The sequence below is a fragment of the Desulfobulbus rhabdoformis genome, from assembly GCF_016919065.1.
GTDB classification, from domain to species: Bacteria; Desulfobacterota; Desulfobulbia; order Desulfobulbales; family Desulfobulbaceae; genus Desulfobulbus; species Desulfobulbus rhabdoformis.
This window is the reverse complement of the sequence record NZ_JAFFQA010000008.1, coordinates 90,338-106,136: the sequence shown is the minus strand read 5'-3', so window position 1 is coordinate 106,136 and position 15,799 is coordinate 90,338. Positions and strand designations below refer to the sequence as shown.

The 15,799-nt window shown below is 48.1% G+C and carries 16 protein-coding genes; 5 read left to right on the top strand and 11 right to left on the bottom strand.

The genetic code is table 11. The features are described 5' to 3' along the window. Window positions 1-48 precede the first annotated feature (48 nt). From JWJ90_RS06220 to JWJ90_RS06190, 7 genes are all read right to left on the bottom strand, one after another. The gene (locus JWJ90_RS06220) at window positions 49-585 is read right to left on the bottom strand and encodes an HPP family protein (protein WP_205226335.1); all 537 of its coding nucleotides are present in this window, start codon (window positions 583-585) and stop codon (window positions 49-51) included. Beyond that, window positions 585-1,208, bottom strand: coding sequence for a CBS domain-containing protein (locus tag JWJ90_RS06215; protein WP_205226334.1), 624 nt, complete (start codon window positions 1,206-1,208; stop codon window positions 585-587). Before JWJ90_RS06215 ends, JWJ90_RS06220 begins: the two co-directional genes overlap by 1 nt. A gap of 85 nt (window positions 1,209-1,293) precedes the next feature. Next, complete coding sequence (hcp, locus tag JWJ90_RS06210) at window positions 1,294-2,928, bottom strand: hydroxylamine reductase (RefSeq protein WP_205226333.1); 1,635 nt, start codon at window positions 2,926-2,928, stop codon at window positions 1,294-1,296. A 139-nt stretch (window positions 2,929-3,067) separates the two neighbouring features. Next, the gene (locus JWJ90_RS06205; RefSeq protein ID WP_205226332.1) at window positions 3,068-3,385 is read right to left on the bottom strand and encodes a cupin domain-containing protein; all 318 of its coding nucleotides are present in this window, start codon (window positions 3,383-3,385) and stop codon (window positions 3,068-3,070) included. Between the two features lie 268 nt (window positions 3,386-3,653). After that, window positions 3,654-4,253: a TetR/AcrR family transcriptional regulator gene (locus tag JWJ90_RS06200; protein WP_205226331.1), complete on the bottom strand. Its 600-nt coding sequence runs from the start codon at window positions 4,251-4,253 to the stop codon at window positions 3,654-3,656. Between the two features lie 71 nt (window positions 4,254-4,324). Then, window positions 4,325-5,332: a 4Fe-4S binding protein gene (locus JWJ90_RS06195; protein ID WP_205226330.1), complete on the bottom strand. Its 1,008-nt coding sequence runs from the start codon at window positions 5,330-5,332 to the stop codon at window positions 4,325-4,327. A 38-nt stretch (window positions 5,333-5,370) separates the two neighbouring features. Beyond that, a complete protein-coding gene (locus JWJ90_RS06190; protein ID WP_205226329.1) occupies window positions 5,371-6,057 on the bottom strand; it encodes a type 1 glutamine amidotransferase in 687 nt (228 codons plus the stop codon). 381 nt (window positions 6,058-6,438) lie between these two features. On the opposite strand from JWJ90_RS06190, the gene hcp (JWJ90_RS06185) reads away from it, so the two are divergent. From hcp (JWJ90_RS06185) to JWJ90_RS06170, 4 genes are all read left to right on the top strand, one after another. Next, on the top strand, window positions 6,439-8,067 hold the full coding sequence (gene hcp, locus JWJ90_RS06185; RefSeq protein ID WP_205226328.1) for a hydroxylamine reductase: 1,629 nt from the start codon (window positions 6,439-6,441) through the stop codon (window positions 8,065-8,067). A gap of 133 nt (window positions 8,068-8,200) precedes the next feature. Then, on the top strand, window positions 8,201-8,395 hold the full coding sequence (locus JWJ90_RS06180) for a ferredoxin (protein ID WP_205226327.1): 195 nt from the start codon (window positions 8,201-8,203) through the stop codon (window positions 8,393-8,395). A gap of 48 nt (window positions 8,396-8,443) precedes the next feature. Continuing rightward, complete coding sequence (locus tag JWJ90_RS06175) at window positions 8,444-8,956, top strand: cytochrome c3 family protein (protein WP_205226326.1); 513 nt, start codon at window positions 8,444-8,446, stop codon at window positions 8,954-8,956. Window positions 8,957-8,965: 9 nt separating this feature from the next. Continuing rightward, window positions 8,966-10,276 carry a multiheme c-type cytochrome gene (locus tag JWJ90_RS06170; RefSeq protein ID WP_205226325.1) on the top strand — a complete coding sequence of 437 codons (1,311 nt, stop codon included), beginning with the start codon at window positions 8,966-8,968 and terminating at the stop codon, window positions 10,274-10,276. Between the two features lie 245 nt (window positions 10,277-10,521). Here JWJ90_RS06170 and JWJ90_RS06165 read toward each other — a convergent pair whose 3' ends face one another. Genes JWJ90_RS06165 through JWJ90_RS06150 form a run of 4 tightly spaced genes read right to left on the bottom strand, consistent with a single transcriptional unit; the run spans window position 10,522 to window position 13,736 of the window. Next, window positions 10,522-10,764, bottom strand: a complete 243-nt coding sequence (locus JWJ90_RS06165) for a hypothetical protein (protein ID WP_205226324.1) — start codon at window positions 10,762-10,764, stop codon at window positions 10,522-10,524. 12 nt (window positions 10,765-10,776) lie between these two features. Continuing rightward, the gene (locus JWJ90_RS06160; protein WP_420828897.1) at window positions 10,777-11,790 is read right to left on the bottom strand and encodes an ATP-binding cassette domain-containing protein; all 1,014 of its coding nucleotides are present in this window, start codon (window positions 11,788-11,790) and stop codon (window positions 10,777-10,779) included. Between the two features lie 27 nt (window positions 11,791-11,817). Next, window positions 11,818-12,510, bottom strand: a complete 693-nt coding sequence (locus tag JWJ90_RS06155) for a GTP-binding protein (protein ID WP_205226323.1) — start codon at window positions 12,508-12,510, stop codon at window positions 11,818-11,820. Next, a complete protein-coding gene (locus JWJ90_RS06150; RefSeq protein WP_205226322.1) occupies window positions 12,507-13,736 on the bottom strand; it encodes an ABC transporter substrate-binding protein in 1,230 nt (409 codons plus the stop codon). Before JWJ90_RS06150 ends, JWJ90_RS06155 begins: the two co-directional genes overlap by 4 nt. 326 nt (window positions 13,737-14,062) lie before the next feature. Here JWJ90_RS06150 and hcp (JWJ90_RS06145) point away from each other — a divergent pair, with 326 nt between their 5' ends. Further along, window positions 14,063-15,784 (top strand): hydroxylamine reductase, encoded by a 1,722-nt coding sequence (hcp, locus tag JWJ90_RS06145; protein WP_275889071.1) that lies wholly within the window; start codon window positions 14,063-14,065, stop codon window positions 15,782-15,784. Window positions 15,785-15,799: the final 15 nt, after the last annotated feature.

Sequence of the window (15,799 nt, the reverse complement as noted above, 5' to 3'; positions counted from 1 at the left end):
CTCCGTTTTCTTGTCAAGAATCAGGAACCATTTCCTGAAAGCTTCCCGTCAGAACCAATATTCAGGATATTGCCGTTTTGATGAGAGGTTATTGACCAGCAGAGCCACCACCAGCATAATGGTCGCCCCTAATCCCACAGGGATTATAGCATACAAATAACCAAGGGCATGCACCTTGGCGCTGCCTATAACCGCGATCAACGCTGTAGCGCCACCAGGGGGGTGCAAGGTACGAGTGACGAGCATGACAGCGATGGCGGTCGCGACGGCAAGCGCAGCAGCAAGCCACAGTTGATTGGTAAAGGTCTGGTAGCAGAAAACACCAATAACCGCAGAAATGATATGGCCACCGAGTAAATTCCTGGGTTGTGCCAGGGGGCTTTTTATGGCCCCGTAAATAAGTACAGCGGATGCACCAAAGCTCCCGATAATCATGACCAGGTCGCTCTGGGCAAGAAGATTAAAATGACTGAAGGAAACGGCTGAGATACCAAGAAACGCACCAAGCCAGGACCAGAAAACTTCACTGAGAGGTGGCCTTGGGGGACTTTTGGTAAACCCTTTCATTTTTCCGAAATAGTTCATTAGGCCCTCCTGGTGCGCATAATGTGACCACCTACCAGATCAGACCTCGTTAAAATACCTACCAGGACATCACTGCCTTTGGCCAATACCGGTAAACGGTTGATTCCATTTTCCTGAAGGATAGCCGCTGCCGCAATGGAAAGGTCGTCTTCTGCAATGGTTATGGCGGGTGTGCTCATGATATTGGCTGCCGTTGCCTGATGAATGGAGGCAGTTTCACATTGGCCTCCTTGCAGGCAAGAAGTGACCACATCCATAAAAGACCGGTTTGCTCCTCCCATCTGCTTGAAAAAATCTCGTTCCGAAACTATCCCGACCACCTTTTCCTTTTCATCAAGGACCGGGACGCCGGATATAGTGGCAGCGGCCATTTTATGGGCGACTTCAACAAGAGGGGTAGTGGTCGACACAGTCACCACCTGACGGCTGGCAAGCTCTCCCACCATTATTGACTGCAAACGACCAAGAGCATGCTGGTAAGCGTGCCGATAAAGCAATTTAAAATCAGCGGCAGTGATATCCAAGTAGCCATGAATTTCCTGCATGGCGGTATAGATATCCTCGTCAGAAATGTCGATTTCCAGTGGGATGTCTGGGGCTGAGGAAGTCGGGTTCTGTTTCATAGTTTCCGTCCTGAATGTTGAAAAAAACAAGCCCGAGATGCCCATTGGGCCATGTCGGGCTTGTTTGCTTCTTAAGGTCTACCGTTTATCCAAGAATAGCTTTCAAATCTTCGTCAGGAGTGGAGATGGGCATGATGCTGAAATTCTCCACTAAGACATTCAGCACATTCGGAGTGACGAATGCCGGAAGACTGGGTCCGAGACGAATTTCCTTGATGCCCAGGGAAAAGAGGGACAGCAGGATAACCACGGCCTTTTGTTCGTACCAGGAAAGGACCAGCGACAAGGGGAGATCATTGACTCCACACTCAAAGGCATCGGCCAGGGCCATGGCAATCTTGACCGCTGAATAAGCGTCGTTACACTGGCCAACATCCAACAGCCGGGGAATTCCGCCGATATCACCGAGCTTTTTGTCAAAGAATCGAAATTTACCGCAAGCCAGGGTCAGGACCATGCAATCCTCGGGAACCTTCTCCACCAGCTCCGTGTAGTAGTTGCGTCCAGGCTTGGCACCATCGCATCCTCCGACGAGGAAGAAGTGACGAATGGCTTTGGACTTCACCGCCTCAATGACCTTGTCAGCGACTCCAAGAACCGTGTTTCTGGCAAATCCCACCAGAACACTGCCTTTGTCCAGCTCATCGGTGAACCCGTCCAAGGCCAAGGCTCTCTCAATCACTGCACTGAAGTCTTTCTCACCACTCCCTGCTACATGGGCAACATCAGGCCATCCCACCAGGCCGGTGGTGAATACATTGTTCTTGTACGAATCGAGTGGTTTCTGGATACAGTTTGTCGTGAAAAGAATGGCTCCGGGGAATTCAGGCATCTCTTTCTGCTGATTCTGCCAGGCGGTTCCGTAGTGGCCATAGAAATGGGAGTATTTCTTCAATCCTGGATACCCGTGACAGGGCAGCATTTCACCATGGGTGTAAATATTGATCCCTTTGCCTTCGGTTTGCTTGAGCAGCATCTCCAGATCCTTGAGATCATGGCCGGTAACGAGGATACATTTGCCGGGGATATGCCCCAAGGGAACTTCGGTTGGAACCGGATGCCCGTAGGTTCCGGTGTTCCCGGCATCGAGGAGTTCCATGGCCTTTATATTGACCTCTCCAGTCTTCAGGGCCATGGCCACCAAATCGTTGAGTCCCATTTCCCCTGTGATCGCTGCCATGGCCTCATGGATGAAGGCGTAGACCATCTCATCTTCCTGGCCGAGAATGGCAGCATGATCGGTATAGGCGGCAAGACCGCGCAGACCGTACAGGATAATTTGCTTCAGGGAACGCAGATCCTCATTGGCGTCAAGCGAGGGAATGAAATTGAGCGCCCTGCCCTGCTCTTCAAGGCCAGCCAGGCTATCAGCAGGCGTAAAGTTCAGGGCGGCGGCTGCACTATCGACTGTTCCGCCAGCGGCTTGAACCTTGGCCTTGAGTTCCTCACGCAAGGTGACGGCTTCCCTGATCCAGACTTCGAATCGGGCCGGATCAAAATCGACGTTGGTCAAACATGAAAAAATAGCTTCGCTGGTGAAACGGTCTATTTTGTTGTCAACAACCCCCACCTGGCGTCCCGCATGGGCAACGATGGAAAGGCCCTGTACCGCATGCGTTAGTAAATCTTCAAGCCCTGCGACGTCTTCTTTTTTTCCGCAGACACCCATTTTGGTGCAGCCGATTCCTTGGATGGTTTGTTCACACTGGTTACAAAACATAGCGTTCCTCCTTGCGTTCGCAATATTGCTAAAATGACTCTTTTATTTGCTCGATTGTGTTCTTCTGGGGGCTATGTTGCCCCATTGTCAGGATGACGGCCTTGACTTAGGTCAATTTCCTCGAAATAAGCCAAAAAATTTAAATTGGTGGAGCGATGGTAACCACAATGCGCATATCGCTTTCTGCGCGGACACCATGGGGCTCCCGTATTTCAGAAATGAGAATGTCTCCCGTTGTAGCGGGTAGTTCCGCTCCATCTTTGCCGAGAAAAAAACCGTCCCCCTCGATAACAAGAATTGAGAGTTCACCGTCGAGGTCATGCGAGTGCACCGGAAAGGTATGACCTGCCGAGAGGTTGAAGTTGATAATTTTGAAATACGGCGAGTCTTCAACGAGAAAAAACCGTGTCATTCCTTGTTCAAATACTCTTGTGTCGTTCAGGCTCATTTTCTTCATAAGAACACCTCTTTGAGGAATTGGGGGACAGGAGAACGTCGCTCTCATCCCGGTACTATGTTTGTCACTTTGCTGGTTTGGAGTGTTGTTCTGCGGGTAACTCGATTGCACGGTGGTGACGGTAGTGCATCAATCAAGTTTCCTGCTCCAAGGGTTACCAGCAGTTCTTATGTGAAAATAAATTCACATAAAAGGCCTAAAAAAAACAACTTCGAAAAGTTGATCCGGAAACGTGTGATCAGATGAATGAACTGAGGCACATATCTGATTACTTTGTGACCAATGTGAGGTGAAAGAGTGGCCAAGCCGCGATAAAATGGCCTTTGACATCAAAATCCCCCTCACTCATATGCCAAAGGAGTGCTGCTGGTTGCACAATGCCAAAAAACATCCGTGCCACAGCAGCGGGTTCCAGGTCAGGACGAATCTCGCCCTTTTTCTGTCCCTCACGAACTATTGCTTCCAGTTCAAGCAAATAACCACGGATAATAAGATACATCCTTTGGCGTTTAATTCTTTCCTGCCCCCACAATTCGTCTGAAAAAACGATGCGAGGGATTCCCTGATTCTGACAAATCAGGCCTTCATGTAAACGGAGTAATTCACGAAGACGGTCTATGGCGTTTTCATTATTTTTCCGGACAATCTCCACATTTTTATACATCTTATCCCGTATGTGCTCGAGGATCGCACCGAGAATCGCGTCTTTGTTCTTGAAGTGCCGATAAAGCGCTGAGGGAGCCAGACCAAGCTGGGCGGCAATACCGCTGATCTTTAATTTTTTAACCTCGGTATCGCTCAAAATGTGGAGAGCAGCTTCAACGATCTGTTCTTTTCGTATGTCAGTGGCAACTTTTTCTGTGGTCATCGCAGCATTCCATGTGAATTTACTTTCACATTAAGCGCGGGCTATGGTAGTGTCAAGAGTGGTATCGATTATCAGTATGTTGTTGGGTGACTAATTTTTTCAGCCACCTGGTACATCTGCTTGAACGTAGCGGGAGAGACCTGGCTTTGCCAGTGACCACTGAAATTGGCTCCAATCCAAAAACCGAGAAATATAATCACGGTCAAGAGAGGAAGGAGCCAAGACCCGACCTTTCTGCCCGCCCCTTGCAGAGTGAGGCACTCCTTCTGAGGGCAGATGGCAATACATTCAAGACAGCCGACACACTCAGGAGAGCGGACGGTATGTTTCTGACTGACCTTAATGCCACCTGGACACCGGGCATCACATTTCCGGCAGTCAATGCATGTCTTGCTCTCACGGTTGACCTGCAGCGGGCTCACCAAGGCGAGCAAGCCAAGCAGGGCTCCATAGGGACAGAGAAATCGACACCAGAAGTTGGCAATGACAAAAGAGAGAACGACCAAAGAAATCAGGATGGCCAAGGTCAGGTGTGATGGAGACAGAAAAAACTGGAGCATCTTGGCGTCTGCCGCCAGATTATAAGGGGTTTGCAAAAAGGATGCGATTGCTGCCACATCCATCTTCCAGCAGATGATGTAGAGGAAAAATCCGAGGAACAAATATTTGATACTGCTGAGAAGAAGAGCCAACCAAACAGGGACCTTCCGGAGGATTTTGAATTTTGCCCCTATCCATTGAACCTGATGGCTCAGAAACCCTACCGGGCAAATCCAACCGCAAAACCCCTTTCGGGCCAATAAGCCAATTGTTAATGCAGCCATGAAAATGACTAAACCAGCCGGATGAATGGGGTCAAATTCGGCGGTGAGGATGAATCGCTTGAGACTCAGCAGGGCTGAGATCGGCAAAAATCCTTCCACCCCTGGTGGCCTGGCAACATACTGTCCCTGATCCTGAGTCCATTGGTAGAAGAGAAAAAATCGATATCCTATGAAAAGGGTGAACAGCCCGAATGATGCTTGGACGACTCTTCTTATTTTACTGATATTTTGATGAAAAAATGCGTTTGTAGACATGCTTCACTCCTAGAGACAAAGGCGACAGATCTATCAATTTATCGAGTCCAGTAATTGAGGAGTCCGCTCATCACCGAATTGATTGCAAGGAATCGGCTTTGATCCTGTTGCATCTCATCGGGCTGTTGGATGAATGGAGCTTCTATAATTTCATCCGCACAATGGTCGATAAGACTTTGGAGGCTTTCCTTGGTCGTTTCCAGGTGGAACTGCAGGCCAATCACCCTATTTTTATATATAAACCCTTGGTGCGGGCAGGCTTGAGACCTGGCCAGTAAAACACTACCCTTGGGCAGGTTAAATGTGTCTCCATGCCAATGCATAACCCGGAGGTCGACCGGAAACAGGCTGCGGATTTCTTCGGGAGCCTCTTGAGCAATGTTGATGGGGAACCAACCGATTTCTTTTTCTGTATTTTTATAGACCTGAGCCCCTAAAACATCGGCAATCAGCTGAGCACCAAGACAGATTCCCAAGATTGGTTTATCGGCGGCTACAGCCTCCTGCAAAAACTCTTTTTCTCGAGCAAGCCAGGGGTACTTGGCTTCCTCATAAATATTCATCGGCCCCCCCATGACCACGAGATAATCAAAATCGACCAAAGCTGGAAGCCGGTCACCGGCATATAACCTTGTACATGAAATTTGGCCCCCGGAAGAAACGGCCCAATGTTCGATACTCCCTAGCCCCTCAAAAGGGACGTGTTGCAGATAATGAAGTCTCATAAAATTTTCCTTGTAACTTTGTGCCTGTTAGCCTGGTTCGCCCTGTGTTGGGGAAATGTTTTTTTGCCCTACATCGAAGCTTGCTCCCTGAAAAGGAAAGAGAGCACCTTTCGCAGCACGATAACCGGATCGCGCACACAATAAATTGATTTAGATCAAAGAAAATGAAAAGAAAGAGTGTACCCTTGTTCCAGTTGCCTGAGGGCGAGATCCTATCTTCTGAATAATTTAGAGAAAGAATCATTCAATTTTCTAAAATTTTACTGGGGTAAATCTGGCCTTTGGCTTCACCGAGGCAATGCCCTATAATAAAAAAATCGTTGTTTAATGGCCAAAAATCCAATCACGACGTGACAAATACTCACCGAGGAGGAAAGACGGATGTTTTGCAATCAATGTGAGCAAACGGCGAAGGGTATCGGTTGTACTGTTGTTGGTGTTTGTGGCAAGAATGAGGAGGTGGCAGACCTTCAGGATCTTCTAATCTATTCTCTGCAAGGGTTGTCTTTGTACGCTTTGGAAGGACGTAAGCTCTCCATAGTTGACGAGGACACGGATCTTTTCATCTTGGAGGCAATATTCTCCACCTTAACCAATGTTGATTTTGATCCTGACCGATTTGTTGAGCTGATCAACCGATCCGTTGAGCTTCGTGAAGCAATGAAAGCCAAAGTTGCGAGCGCTGGAGGCAAGACCGATTTTAAGGAAGCTCCAGCTTCCTTTATCCCAACAGGATCAGTTGCCGATTTGGCGGAACAAGGCAAGGCTCTGGACTTCCTCAATAACCTTGATGAAGACAACAACATTCGGTCGTTAAAACAGACAGTTTTGTTTGGCTTAAAAGGCATTGGTGCCTATGCTGATCATGCTGCAATCCTTGGCCAGAAAGATCTAGCGATCCCTGCCTTTTGCTATGAGGCCTTGGTCATGTTACTCACTCCCAAATTACCTATGGATGATGGAGTAGCCCTGGTGATGAAGGCTGGTGAGATCAATTTACGGGCTATGGAGTTGTTAGACGCAGGCAACACCGGAACCTATGGTCATCCTGTCCCCACCCCTGTTCCTCTCGGACACCGTAAAAACAAATGCATTCTCATTACCGGCCATGATCTGCATGATCTTGAACTTCTGTTAAAACAAACCGAGGGGAAAGGGATCGATATTTACACTCATGGCGAGATGTTACCGTGCCATGGATATCCCGAGTTAAAAAAATATCCCCATTTCTATGGTCACTACGGTACGGCCTGGCAGAATCAACAGAAAGAATTCCCGAACTTTCCCGGGCCGATCCTCTTCACGACGAACTGTATCCAGAAACCGCGTGATGACTATAAGGATAGAGTCTTCACAAACGGTCTTGTGGGGTGGCCAGGCGTAAAACACATCAACGACAAAGACTATACTCAGGTTGTCGATATGGCATTGAGTATGTCAGGATTTACTGATGATGTTGATAACGGTCAGGTTTTGGTCGGTTTTGGCCGTAACAGTGTGCTTGGTGTTGCCGATAAGGTCATTGAGGCCGTGAAATCCAAAGCCCTTCGTCACTTTTTCCTCGTCGGAGGATGTGACGGAGCCAAACCAGGTCGGGACTATTTTACCAAGTTTGTTGAACAAGTACCTGACGACTGCGTTGTTTTGACCCTGGCCTGTGGTAAGTTTCGCTTTTTTGATAAAGACTTGGGTGATATTGGCGGCATTCCCCGCCTCTTGGATGTCGGCCAATGCAATGATGCCTACTCAGCAATTCAAATTGCAGTTGCCTTGGCCAAGGCGTTTGACTGTGAAGTCAACGATCTCCCCTTGTCGCTGGTCCTTTCCTGGTATGAACAGAAAGCCGTGGCAATATTACTCACCCTGTTGTTCCTTGGTATAAAGGACATACGCTTAGGGCCATCGCTTCCGGCATTTATCTCTTCGGATGTGCTTAATTTTCTTGTTAGCACCTTCGATATCAAACCCATAGATACTCCGGAGACGGATTTAAAAGCGATCCTGGGGTAGGCCATAAAAAATAAATCAGTTCAGCTTGTGGCTCGCTGGACATACAGAGAGTTCGTAGCCGGTTTTTTTTGATCCAGAAGACTCGAAGAAACCGGCTTTTTTTAACCTAATTCTTCGTGGAGGAGGGATGATTATGAAACAGGTTGAGATTGAGAAGGATGAATGTATCGGTTGTGAGACGTGTGTTGAATTGTGTCCAGAGATTTTTGCCTTTAACGATGACGAGAATAAGGCGTATGTCATAATGCCTGAAGGAGGAGATGAAGATTGTATCAATGAGGCAATGGCTGCGTGTCCTGCGGAATGCATCACTAATAAGGATAAATAATATCAGCTCTAGCCAAGAGCTATGTCTTCTTAAAGTTTAAGGACACAAATGAAGAAAATGATGCTTTTCCTTATAGGCGGTATCCTGATCGGTGTCGTTCTGGCATTGGGAGGTGCCGAAATGATTGAACGAACTTCGGGAATAGAATTTTGTTCTTCTTGTCACTCCATGAAGGCAGTTGCGCAGGCTTATGAAGAAGATATTCATGGAGGGATGAATAAATTCGGAGTCAAAGCTCACTGCGTCGATTGCCACCTGCCGCACGATAACGTTGCTCAATATGTCATCGCTAAGGGGTACAGCGGCGCCAAGGATGTATTGGGCGAATTGTTTTGGGCAAAATCATTTGATTGGGTGGGGAACCTGCAGCACCGTGAAAAATTCACTTATTCTTCGGGCTGCAAGCAATGCCATGATCTCGATGCCATTCGCTATGAGATCCCCAAGGCGTATCTTGCCCATCGAGATTTCAAGATGGGGATCGTTACATCCTGCGTCCATTGTCATAAACATGTCGGGCACAAAGACATCAAAAATTATATTCAAACACAGCAGTTATAGGAGGATAATATGCGTGTACTACTCGCGGTGCTGTTAGCTGTCGGGACGGTTGCACCCGCATTCGCCCTGGACAGCCCCGTCAAGACCCTTAAGGTTGAACGTGGCTTGACCCCGGAAGCGCAAAAATGCGTGGAATGTCATGCCGATAAACAACCGGGTATCGTCGCCGACTGGGCAGATAGTCGACATGGCCATGTCGGAGTTTCCTGTCTCGATTGCCATAGCGTTGACAAGGGCTCCCCCATGGCGGCGCAAAATTGTCCTGGCGTTAAAGGGACGGATACCTACGTGACCAGCATGGTTACCCCCGCCACCTGTGGCCGTTGTCACGCCAAGGAAGTTGAGGAGTTTAGCAAGAGCGGCCACTTTCGTGGCAGCTTACAATACAACGTACCTGAAGGGCGAAATTTCAAAAGCATGACTGCCTTGATCGAAAAGCATGAGGGGCAAGGCATGGAAAAATATAAGCGTGCTGCGGAAATGACCGGTTGCATGCAATGTCATGGCTCCAAAATCAGTATGGGCACTGACAAGCGCCCGACCAAGGGAAGCTGGCCAGCAGCGGGTGTCGGAACCATCTGGCCGGACGGTACTGTGGGCAACTGCGTAGTCTGCCACACCCGCCACCGCTTTAACATTGCCGAGGCGAGAAAACCAGCAGCCTGCGCTTCTTGCCATTTAGGACCGGATCATCCCGATATTGAAATTTACACCAACTCGAAACACGGTCACCTTTATGAATCTGAAGGAGACGAATGGAACTATGACAGTGCGCCGGATGCCTGGGAACCAGGCGATTATCGCGCCCCGACCTGTGCTGTTTGTCATATGAGTGGCATCGGCGAACTGACCACAACCCATAACATTTCTGAGCGACTGCATTGGAACCTATGGGCAAAAGAGTCTAAGGTCCGTAACTCACCTGATCCTCTCAGTCCTCTTACCGGAGACGGCGTGGAGGGCCGGAAAAAAATGAAACAGGTCTGCAGCAACTGTCACAGCAAGCTCCATACGGAGAACTTCTTTGAACAGGCAGACCAGCATATCGGGCTCTACAACGAAGGGTACTACCAGCCAGCCGAAGCCATGCGTAAAGAACTGGCCGATAAAAACCTGTTGAAAGCAAATCCCTGGGATGATGAATTCCAGATCATCTACTACCATCTCTGGCATCATCAAGGTCGTCGTATGCGTCAAGGGGCTGCCATGGGTGGGCCGGATTATGCCCATTGGCATGGTGTTTTTGAGGTACAACAAGATCTCTACAAACTCAAGAGTATCTATAAAAAACGATTGGAAACGGGATCTATTGAGAACTAAGTAAGAAGCAAAGAGTCAGAAGGGAGGGCAGCGATGATTGCCCTCCCTTTTTTTTATTGGTTCCTTCCAATTTGGACTAACGGGGCAATATTCAACTAATCCCAGCTTGCCCTGAAAGTGATGGTAGACGGAAATTTTCGGGGTTCCGGCTTCCCTCTAAAGGGGGGTAATACCTCCTGTGTATGATGTGCTTATTCCGCCACACCCCGATTTTTCCAGTAACCAAATAAACACTGATCTCTTTTTTAGTAACCAATCCCAGCAGATGATACGTTGGCCGGATCGAAGGCGTGACAGGGAGTTACCGCATGGACGCAACCGCATTCGGGACACACGGTTTCAAAGGTTTCCATTTCAAAAGGTTTCCCACACTGACCACAGGTTATCGAAAGTGGAACCGGCGTAGGCTGCTCCGCAAATCCCATCATCCGTACTTTATCTACCACCTGCTGTCCATTTTCAAAACTTCCACTACATCCGTCATGCATAACCAATCTCCATTAAAATTCAAAATGTTCCAGTGATTCACCCTGGCGCAACATATGGCGCATTGACTGCACCTTGAAGTCCAGAGCTTCTATATTTGAGAGAATTGCTCGTTCCCGGTCATTTGTTTCGATCACTCGGTGAATACCCCCGTTTTTGATGACGATGCGACGGTCCCCCATAAGAGCGAGCATGGGGTCGTGGGTTGCCATCAAAACGATCTTGTCCTCATTTAACAGGAGTTTCAGGGCTTTTTTTCGGTCAATTCCCGCATTTTCTATCTCATCGATCAGTACGATGAGGGAACGGCTGAGAATGGCAGTGTCTGCGATCATGAGCGCCCGTGACTGCCCGCCGGAGAGTGAGGTGATTGCTGTATTTGGAGCGAATTGTTCCCCTGCAAGAGCATTTGCCTCACGGATGATGTTCTGCACCACTTCTTCCGCATTGTTCACCATACGGCTATCTGCATGAAGCCGTATAAATTCCTCAACAGTCAGGTCCATGACAAAATTCATGTTTTGGGAAAGCTGAGCAACCAGCTTATCGGACGAACTGAAGCGCCATTTCGGATCAGGTACATCACCGTTGACCAGCAATCTCCGTCTGGTAGGAGTGTCCTTCTGAGCCATCCATTCAATATCGCCCAATAGTCGGCTTTTTCCAGATCCTGTAGGACCAACAATGCAAACTATCTCGCCCCGCTGGAATGTCAGTTTGTCAAAATTTTCTGGTTCGCCATCTTTATTGGTTCCAGGATAAAGTGTTATTTCAGTAACCGAACGTTCTTTCCCATCACCTAAAAACTCAAGCATCTGGCTGATATAGGTTGCGGTGCCAGTGATAATTGACTCTGCATCAAGCGCCTTATCCTCAATCTCGTCAGGATCGAGTTTTTTCAGAAAAGTGGGAAGTGTATCCGTTTCTTCACCGTTCAATTCGAGGCCTTGTGTGCTCAGATAGCCATTTAAGAAAGGATAGCGACCAAACAGCTGCCCAATACCCAATTTATCGAGTTCTTCTTGTATTTGCTTCACTGCGTTATCCTTTATCGATCATCGTTCAAGGTTGATTTTACGCACATTGCCCATCTGATATTCGTCTCCGATACGAGTCTCACCAAGGCAATAAGAACAGAGTGCTGAAGGCATGGGAAAACGTAGTTCTCTTCCTTTAACGGTATCCACTTGGACTTCTTCTTGATACATAAGGGTGCCGAGTTCATAGGCACCTTGCCCAGTTAAACCATTGACATGCATGATGGTAGCCTTGGGGTTTACGGAGTTGACTCGGCTTGCGAATACTTCTCGCTCCGCCTGTGAGACGATATCCCCTTTGGTGATCACAACAATATCCGCGCTTTTCAACATCGGACCGATTTTTTTCGGGGTGTTGATACCACTGAGGTTATCAATGACACAGATCGCCCCGATTTCCTTGATGTAGGGCGAACAGCGATTACACAGTCCTGCTGATTCACTGATCAGTAAGTCGAACCCTTCCTTCACTCCCCATTGAGCAACCTCTTCTATGTTGGAAACGAAGTAGTGATCAGGACACAATGCACCGGAGATACCTTTACGAACGGGAATGCCCGCTTTTTCATACAGGAGGTCATCGTCGGTAGAAAGGCAGTCAAACTTGACGACGCCAACCTTCACCCCTTTCTGCATCAATGTCGCTGCCGTTTTTAGGATAATCGCTGTTTTTCCAGATGAGGGCGGGCCGGATACAGTCACAAGGTTCATATTTCCCCTCCCTGTACAGAACGGTTAAACAACTCCTCACAACGTGCTATTTCATCAGATAGATCGTTTTTTAAAATTTTGTCCCAGCCAAGCCACATCATCGGAGCATCTGCGGGCAGCTTGTTATCCACCTCTGGATGCAACGATGGAAAAAGGCCCTGGTGCGATAGAGTTTCTCCAACCGCTTTCGAGGCGAAGAAATCAACAATTGGCTGCAATTCTGCACCACGCTTCTTTTTCGCGAGCATAAAGATCGGGCTTATAATTGCTCCATCTTCTGGCCAAATCGGCTGCATCGTCCCGCCCTCTTTCGCCGTCTTTGTAAAAAAATAGGGCATAATGGTGACCGAAGGCCGTTTCTGCTTCATCCTGTTACTTTTGATCATCTGAGCTGGGTGCATCGAAAGAAGCATCGAACGACCCAATTTTTCAACGCCTTTGTCTCCGTAACGATCATGTATATTGAGAAGAATTGCGTTGAATAAGTCGAAATCCCCAACAGGCAATGAAACCGAACGTTCCCATTCCGGCTCCAGCAGATCAACCCATGAACGTGGGATCTCTCGGCCTTTCAACTCTGCTGTGTTGATAAGGAAGATTGCGGGAACAACGGAGATAACTGAGTAGTTCCCTGAAGGATCCCGTAGGTCACGGCCTGCGAACAAGGGGTTTTCGTCGGTGTATTGCACCAGGTCAGCAAACACTCCCTGCTCCCGAAAACGGCCAATTTTTTCCAGGTCGAAAAAGAGATCAAACCCTGCCGACATAAAAAGATCCGGCAATTCTTCGGAGGATGTGATTCCAGCCAGGTTATCCGCTACCCACTGGGTACCGACACTTGCAGCTTTAAGTTCGGTGTTTACACCGCGAAGACCGGTTTCTTCAGCAAAGCTGTTATATTGCTCAAGCAGAGGTATCCGAATCGGGCAAGGAAGCAGGCCAACCACATTCAACCCGTCTTCATTTATTGCTTCCGGTCTTGCCAGGGTTAGGTCTGCACTGTTGCGCTCAGCACTAATAACTTCATGTAACAGCGATATAAATGTTTCTCGATTCAAATTTTTCATTGCTAGCGCTGCATCCAGCGTGATCATTTTTCCAAACTGTTCACGCTGGGTTGCATCTTCCATTTGCGGGAATCCGTTACTCATAAAGACTGCAACTGTTTCCGGATACCGATCAGCGATCGAATGCAGGGTATCTGTTGCCTGAATATATTCCGTCATGGGGTACTCCTGTTGCTTCTAGGGTTGATTTTGTTCCTCTGAAGGAATGATTTCAATGTACCCCGTTTTTCAGATTTGAAATTGATCTACGTCAAAAACCGTTATTTTCTTTCTGTGGCTTATTGACGTGGTGCTAAAGAATCTGCTTTTTTTAGAAAATTGATCTAGGTCAAAGATCTCCTCGCCAGAGTGTGTATGATGCAAGGAAACGTGAAGGCAGGAATATGCGGTTTTTCCCCTGCTCTTTGCTGGAAAATTAATCAGTTAACCAATAAGCAAGGCTGGATAAAATCAGCTCAGCATCAACAAAAATCGAGGTGATCAATATGAGTATGTTCTGTTTTCAATGTCAGGAGGCGGCAAAAGGTACCGGGTGTACGATAAAAGGGATGTGCGGAAAGGAGGAGTCAACTGCAAAGCTGCAGGACCTGCTCATTTATGACATGAAAGGCATTGCGGTTCTGGCAAAAAACCTGAAAAAAGCAGGTGTAGAGGTTGATATGTCTGTCGGTCTGTTTCTTGCTCAGGGATTGTTTACAACCATAACAAATGCGAACTTTGACAACGCAAGCCTCGAATCCTGGATAAAAAGATCCCAAGTTATCAAGGCCAGACTCAAGGATCAGTTTGATGCTATGAATCCATCCGAGGAAAAAACCTCGATCTGGACAAAACTGATGCAATTCCTGGGGGGCGGAAAACAGCAGAGCGCCTCTGAGCAGCTCCATCACTCAGCACTTTGGTTTTCCAGCGATCGCTCGCTCTTTCAAGAAAAAGCAGCAACAGTGGGCGTTCTTGCAACAGAAAACGAAGATGTCCGCTCATTGCGAGAGCTGCTCATCCTCGGCCTGAAAGGTATTGGGGCGTACGCCGAACATGCAGCGGTTCTTGGTGTTGAAAAAGAAGAAATCTATGACTTTGTTATCGAGGGGCTGGCCTCTACTACGGAAGAGCTTTCCGTGGATGAAATGGTCGCATTGGTTCTAAAGGCGGGTGAGTGCGCGGTAACGACTATGGCTGCCTTGGATAGCGCTAACACCACGGCTTACGGCAACCCTGAAATTACGCAGGTGGAACTTGGTGTTGGAGAAAAACCTGGAATCCTGATCAGCGGTCATGATCTTAAAGATATGGAAGAGCTGCTCATCCAAACCCAGGGTACTGGTGTAGATGTATACACCCATGGCGAGATGCTTCCAGCGCATTACTATCCGGCCTTCAAAAAATATGAGAACTTGAAAGGGAATTATGGCAGCTCATGGTGGCACCAAAACGAGGATTTTGAATCGTTTAACGGTCCTATCCTGATGACCACCAACTGCATTATACCTATTAAAAAATCCAACACCTACAAAGAACGAATGTATACCACTGCCATGGCAGGGTACCCAGGTGTGACTCATATTCCAGAGAGAGTGAACGGTAACCCGAAAGATTTCTCGGCCATCATTGAGCAGGCAAAAGGATGTAAACCACCGGTAGAGATTGAAAAGGGCACCATCGTCGGTGGTTTTGCTCACGATCAGGTACTTGCCCTGGCAGACAAGGTTGTGGACGCGGTTAAGTCTGGAGCCATCAAACGCTTTGTCGTCATGGCAGGTTGTGACGGCAGGCAGAAAGGTCGTAACTACTTCACGGAAGTTGCCCAAAAGCTTCCCCAGGATGCGGTGATTTTGACCGCGGGCTGTGCCAAATATCGCTACAACAAGCTGAATCTCGGTGACATCGGCGGTATTCCCCGAGTACTTGATGCAGGGCAATGTAATGACAGCTACTCGCTTGCCGTGATTGCGCTCAAGCTCAAGGAAGTGTTCGAGCTTGAAGACATCAACGAGCTCCCGATCTCATTTGATATCGGCTGGTATGAACAGAAAGCGGTCGCAGTATTGCTGGCCCTGCTGCACCTCGGCGTCAAAGGTATCCGTCTTGGACCGACCCTGCCGGCCTTTATTTCCCCGACAGTGTTGAATGTTCTCGTGGAAAACTTCGATATCAAGCCAATCGGTACTGTCGAAGAGGATATTACCGCTATGATGGCCGGAAATTAAATTAAAAAAGCCTTC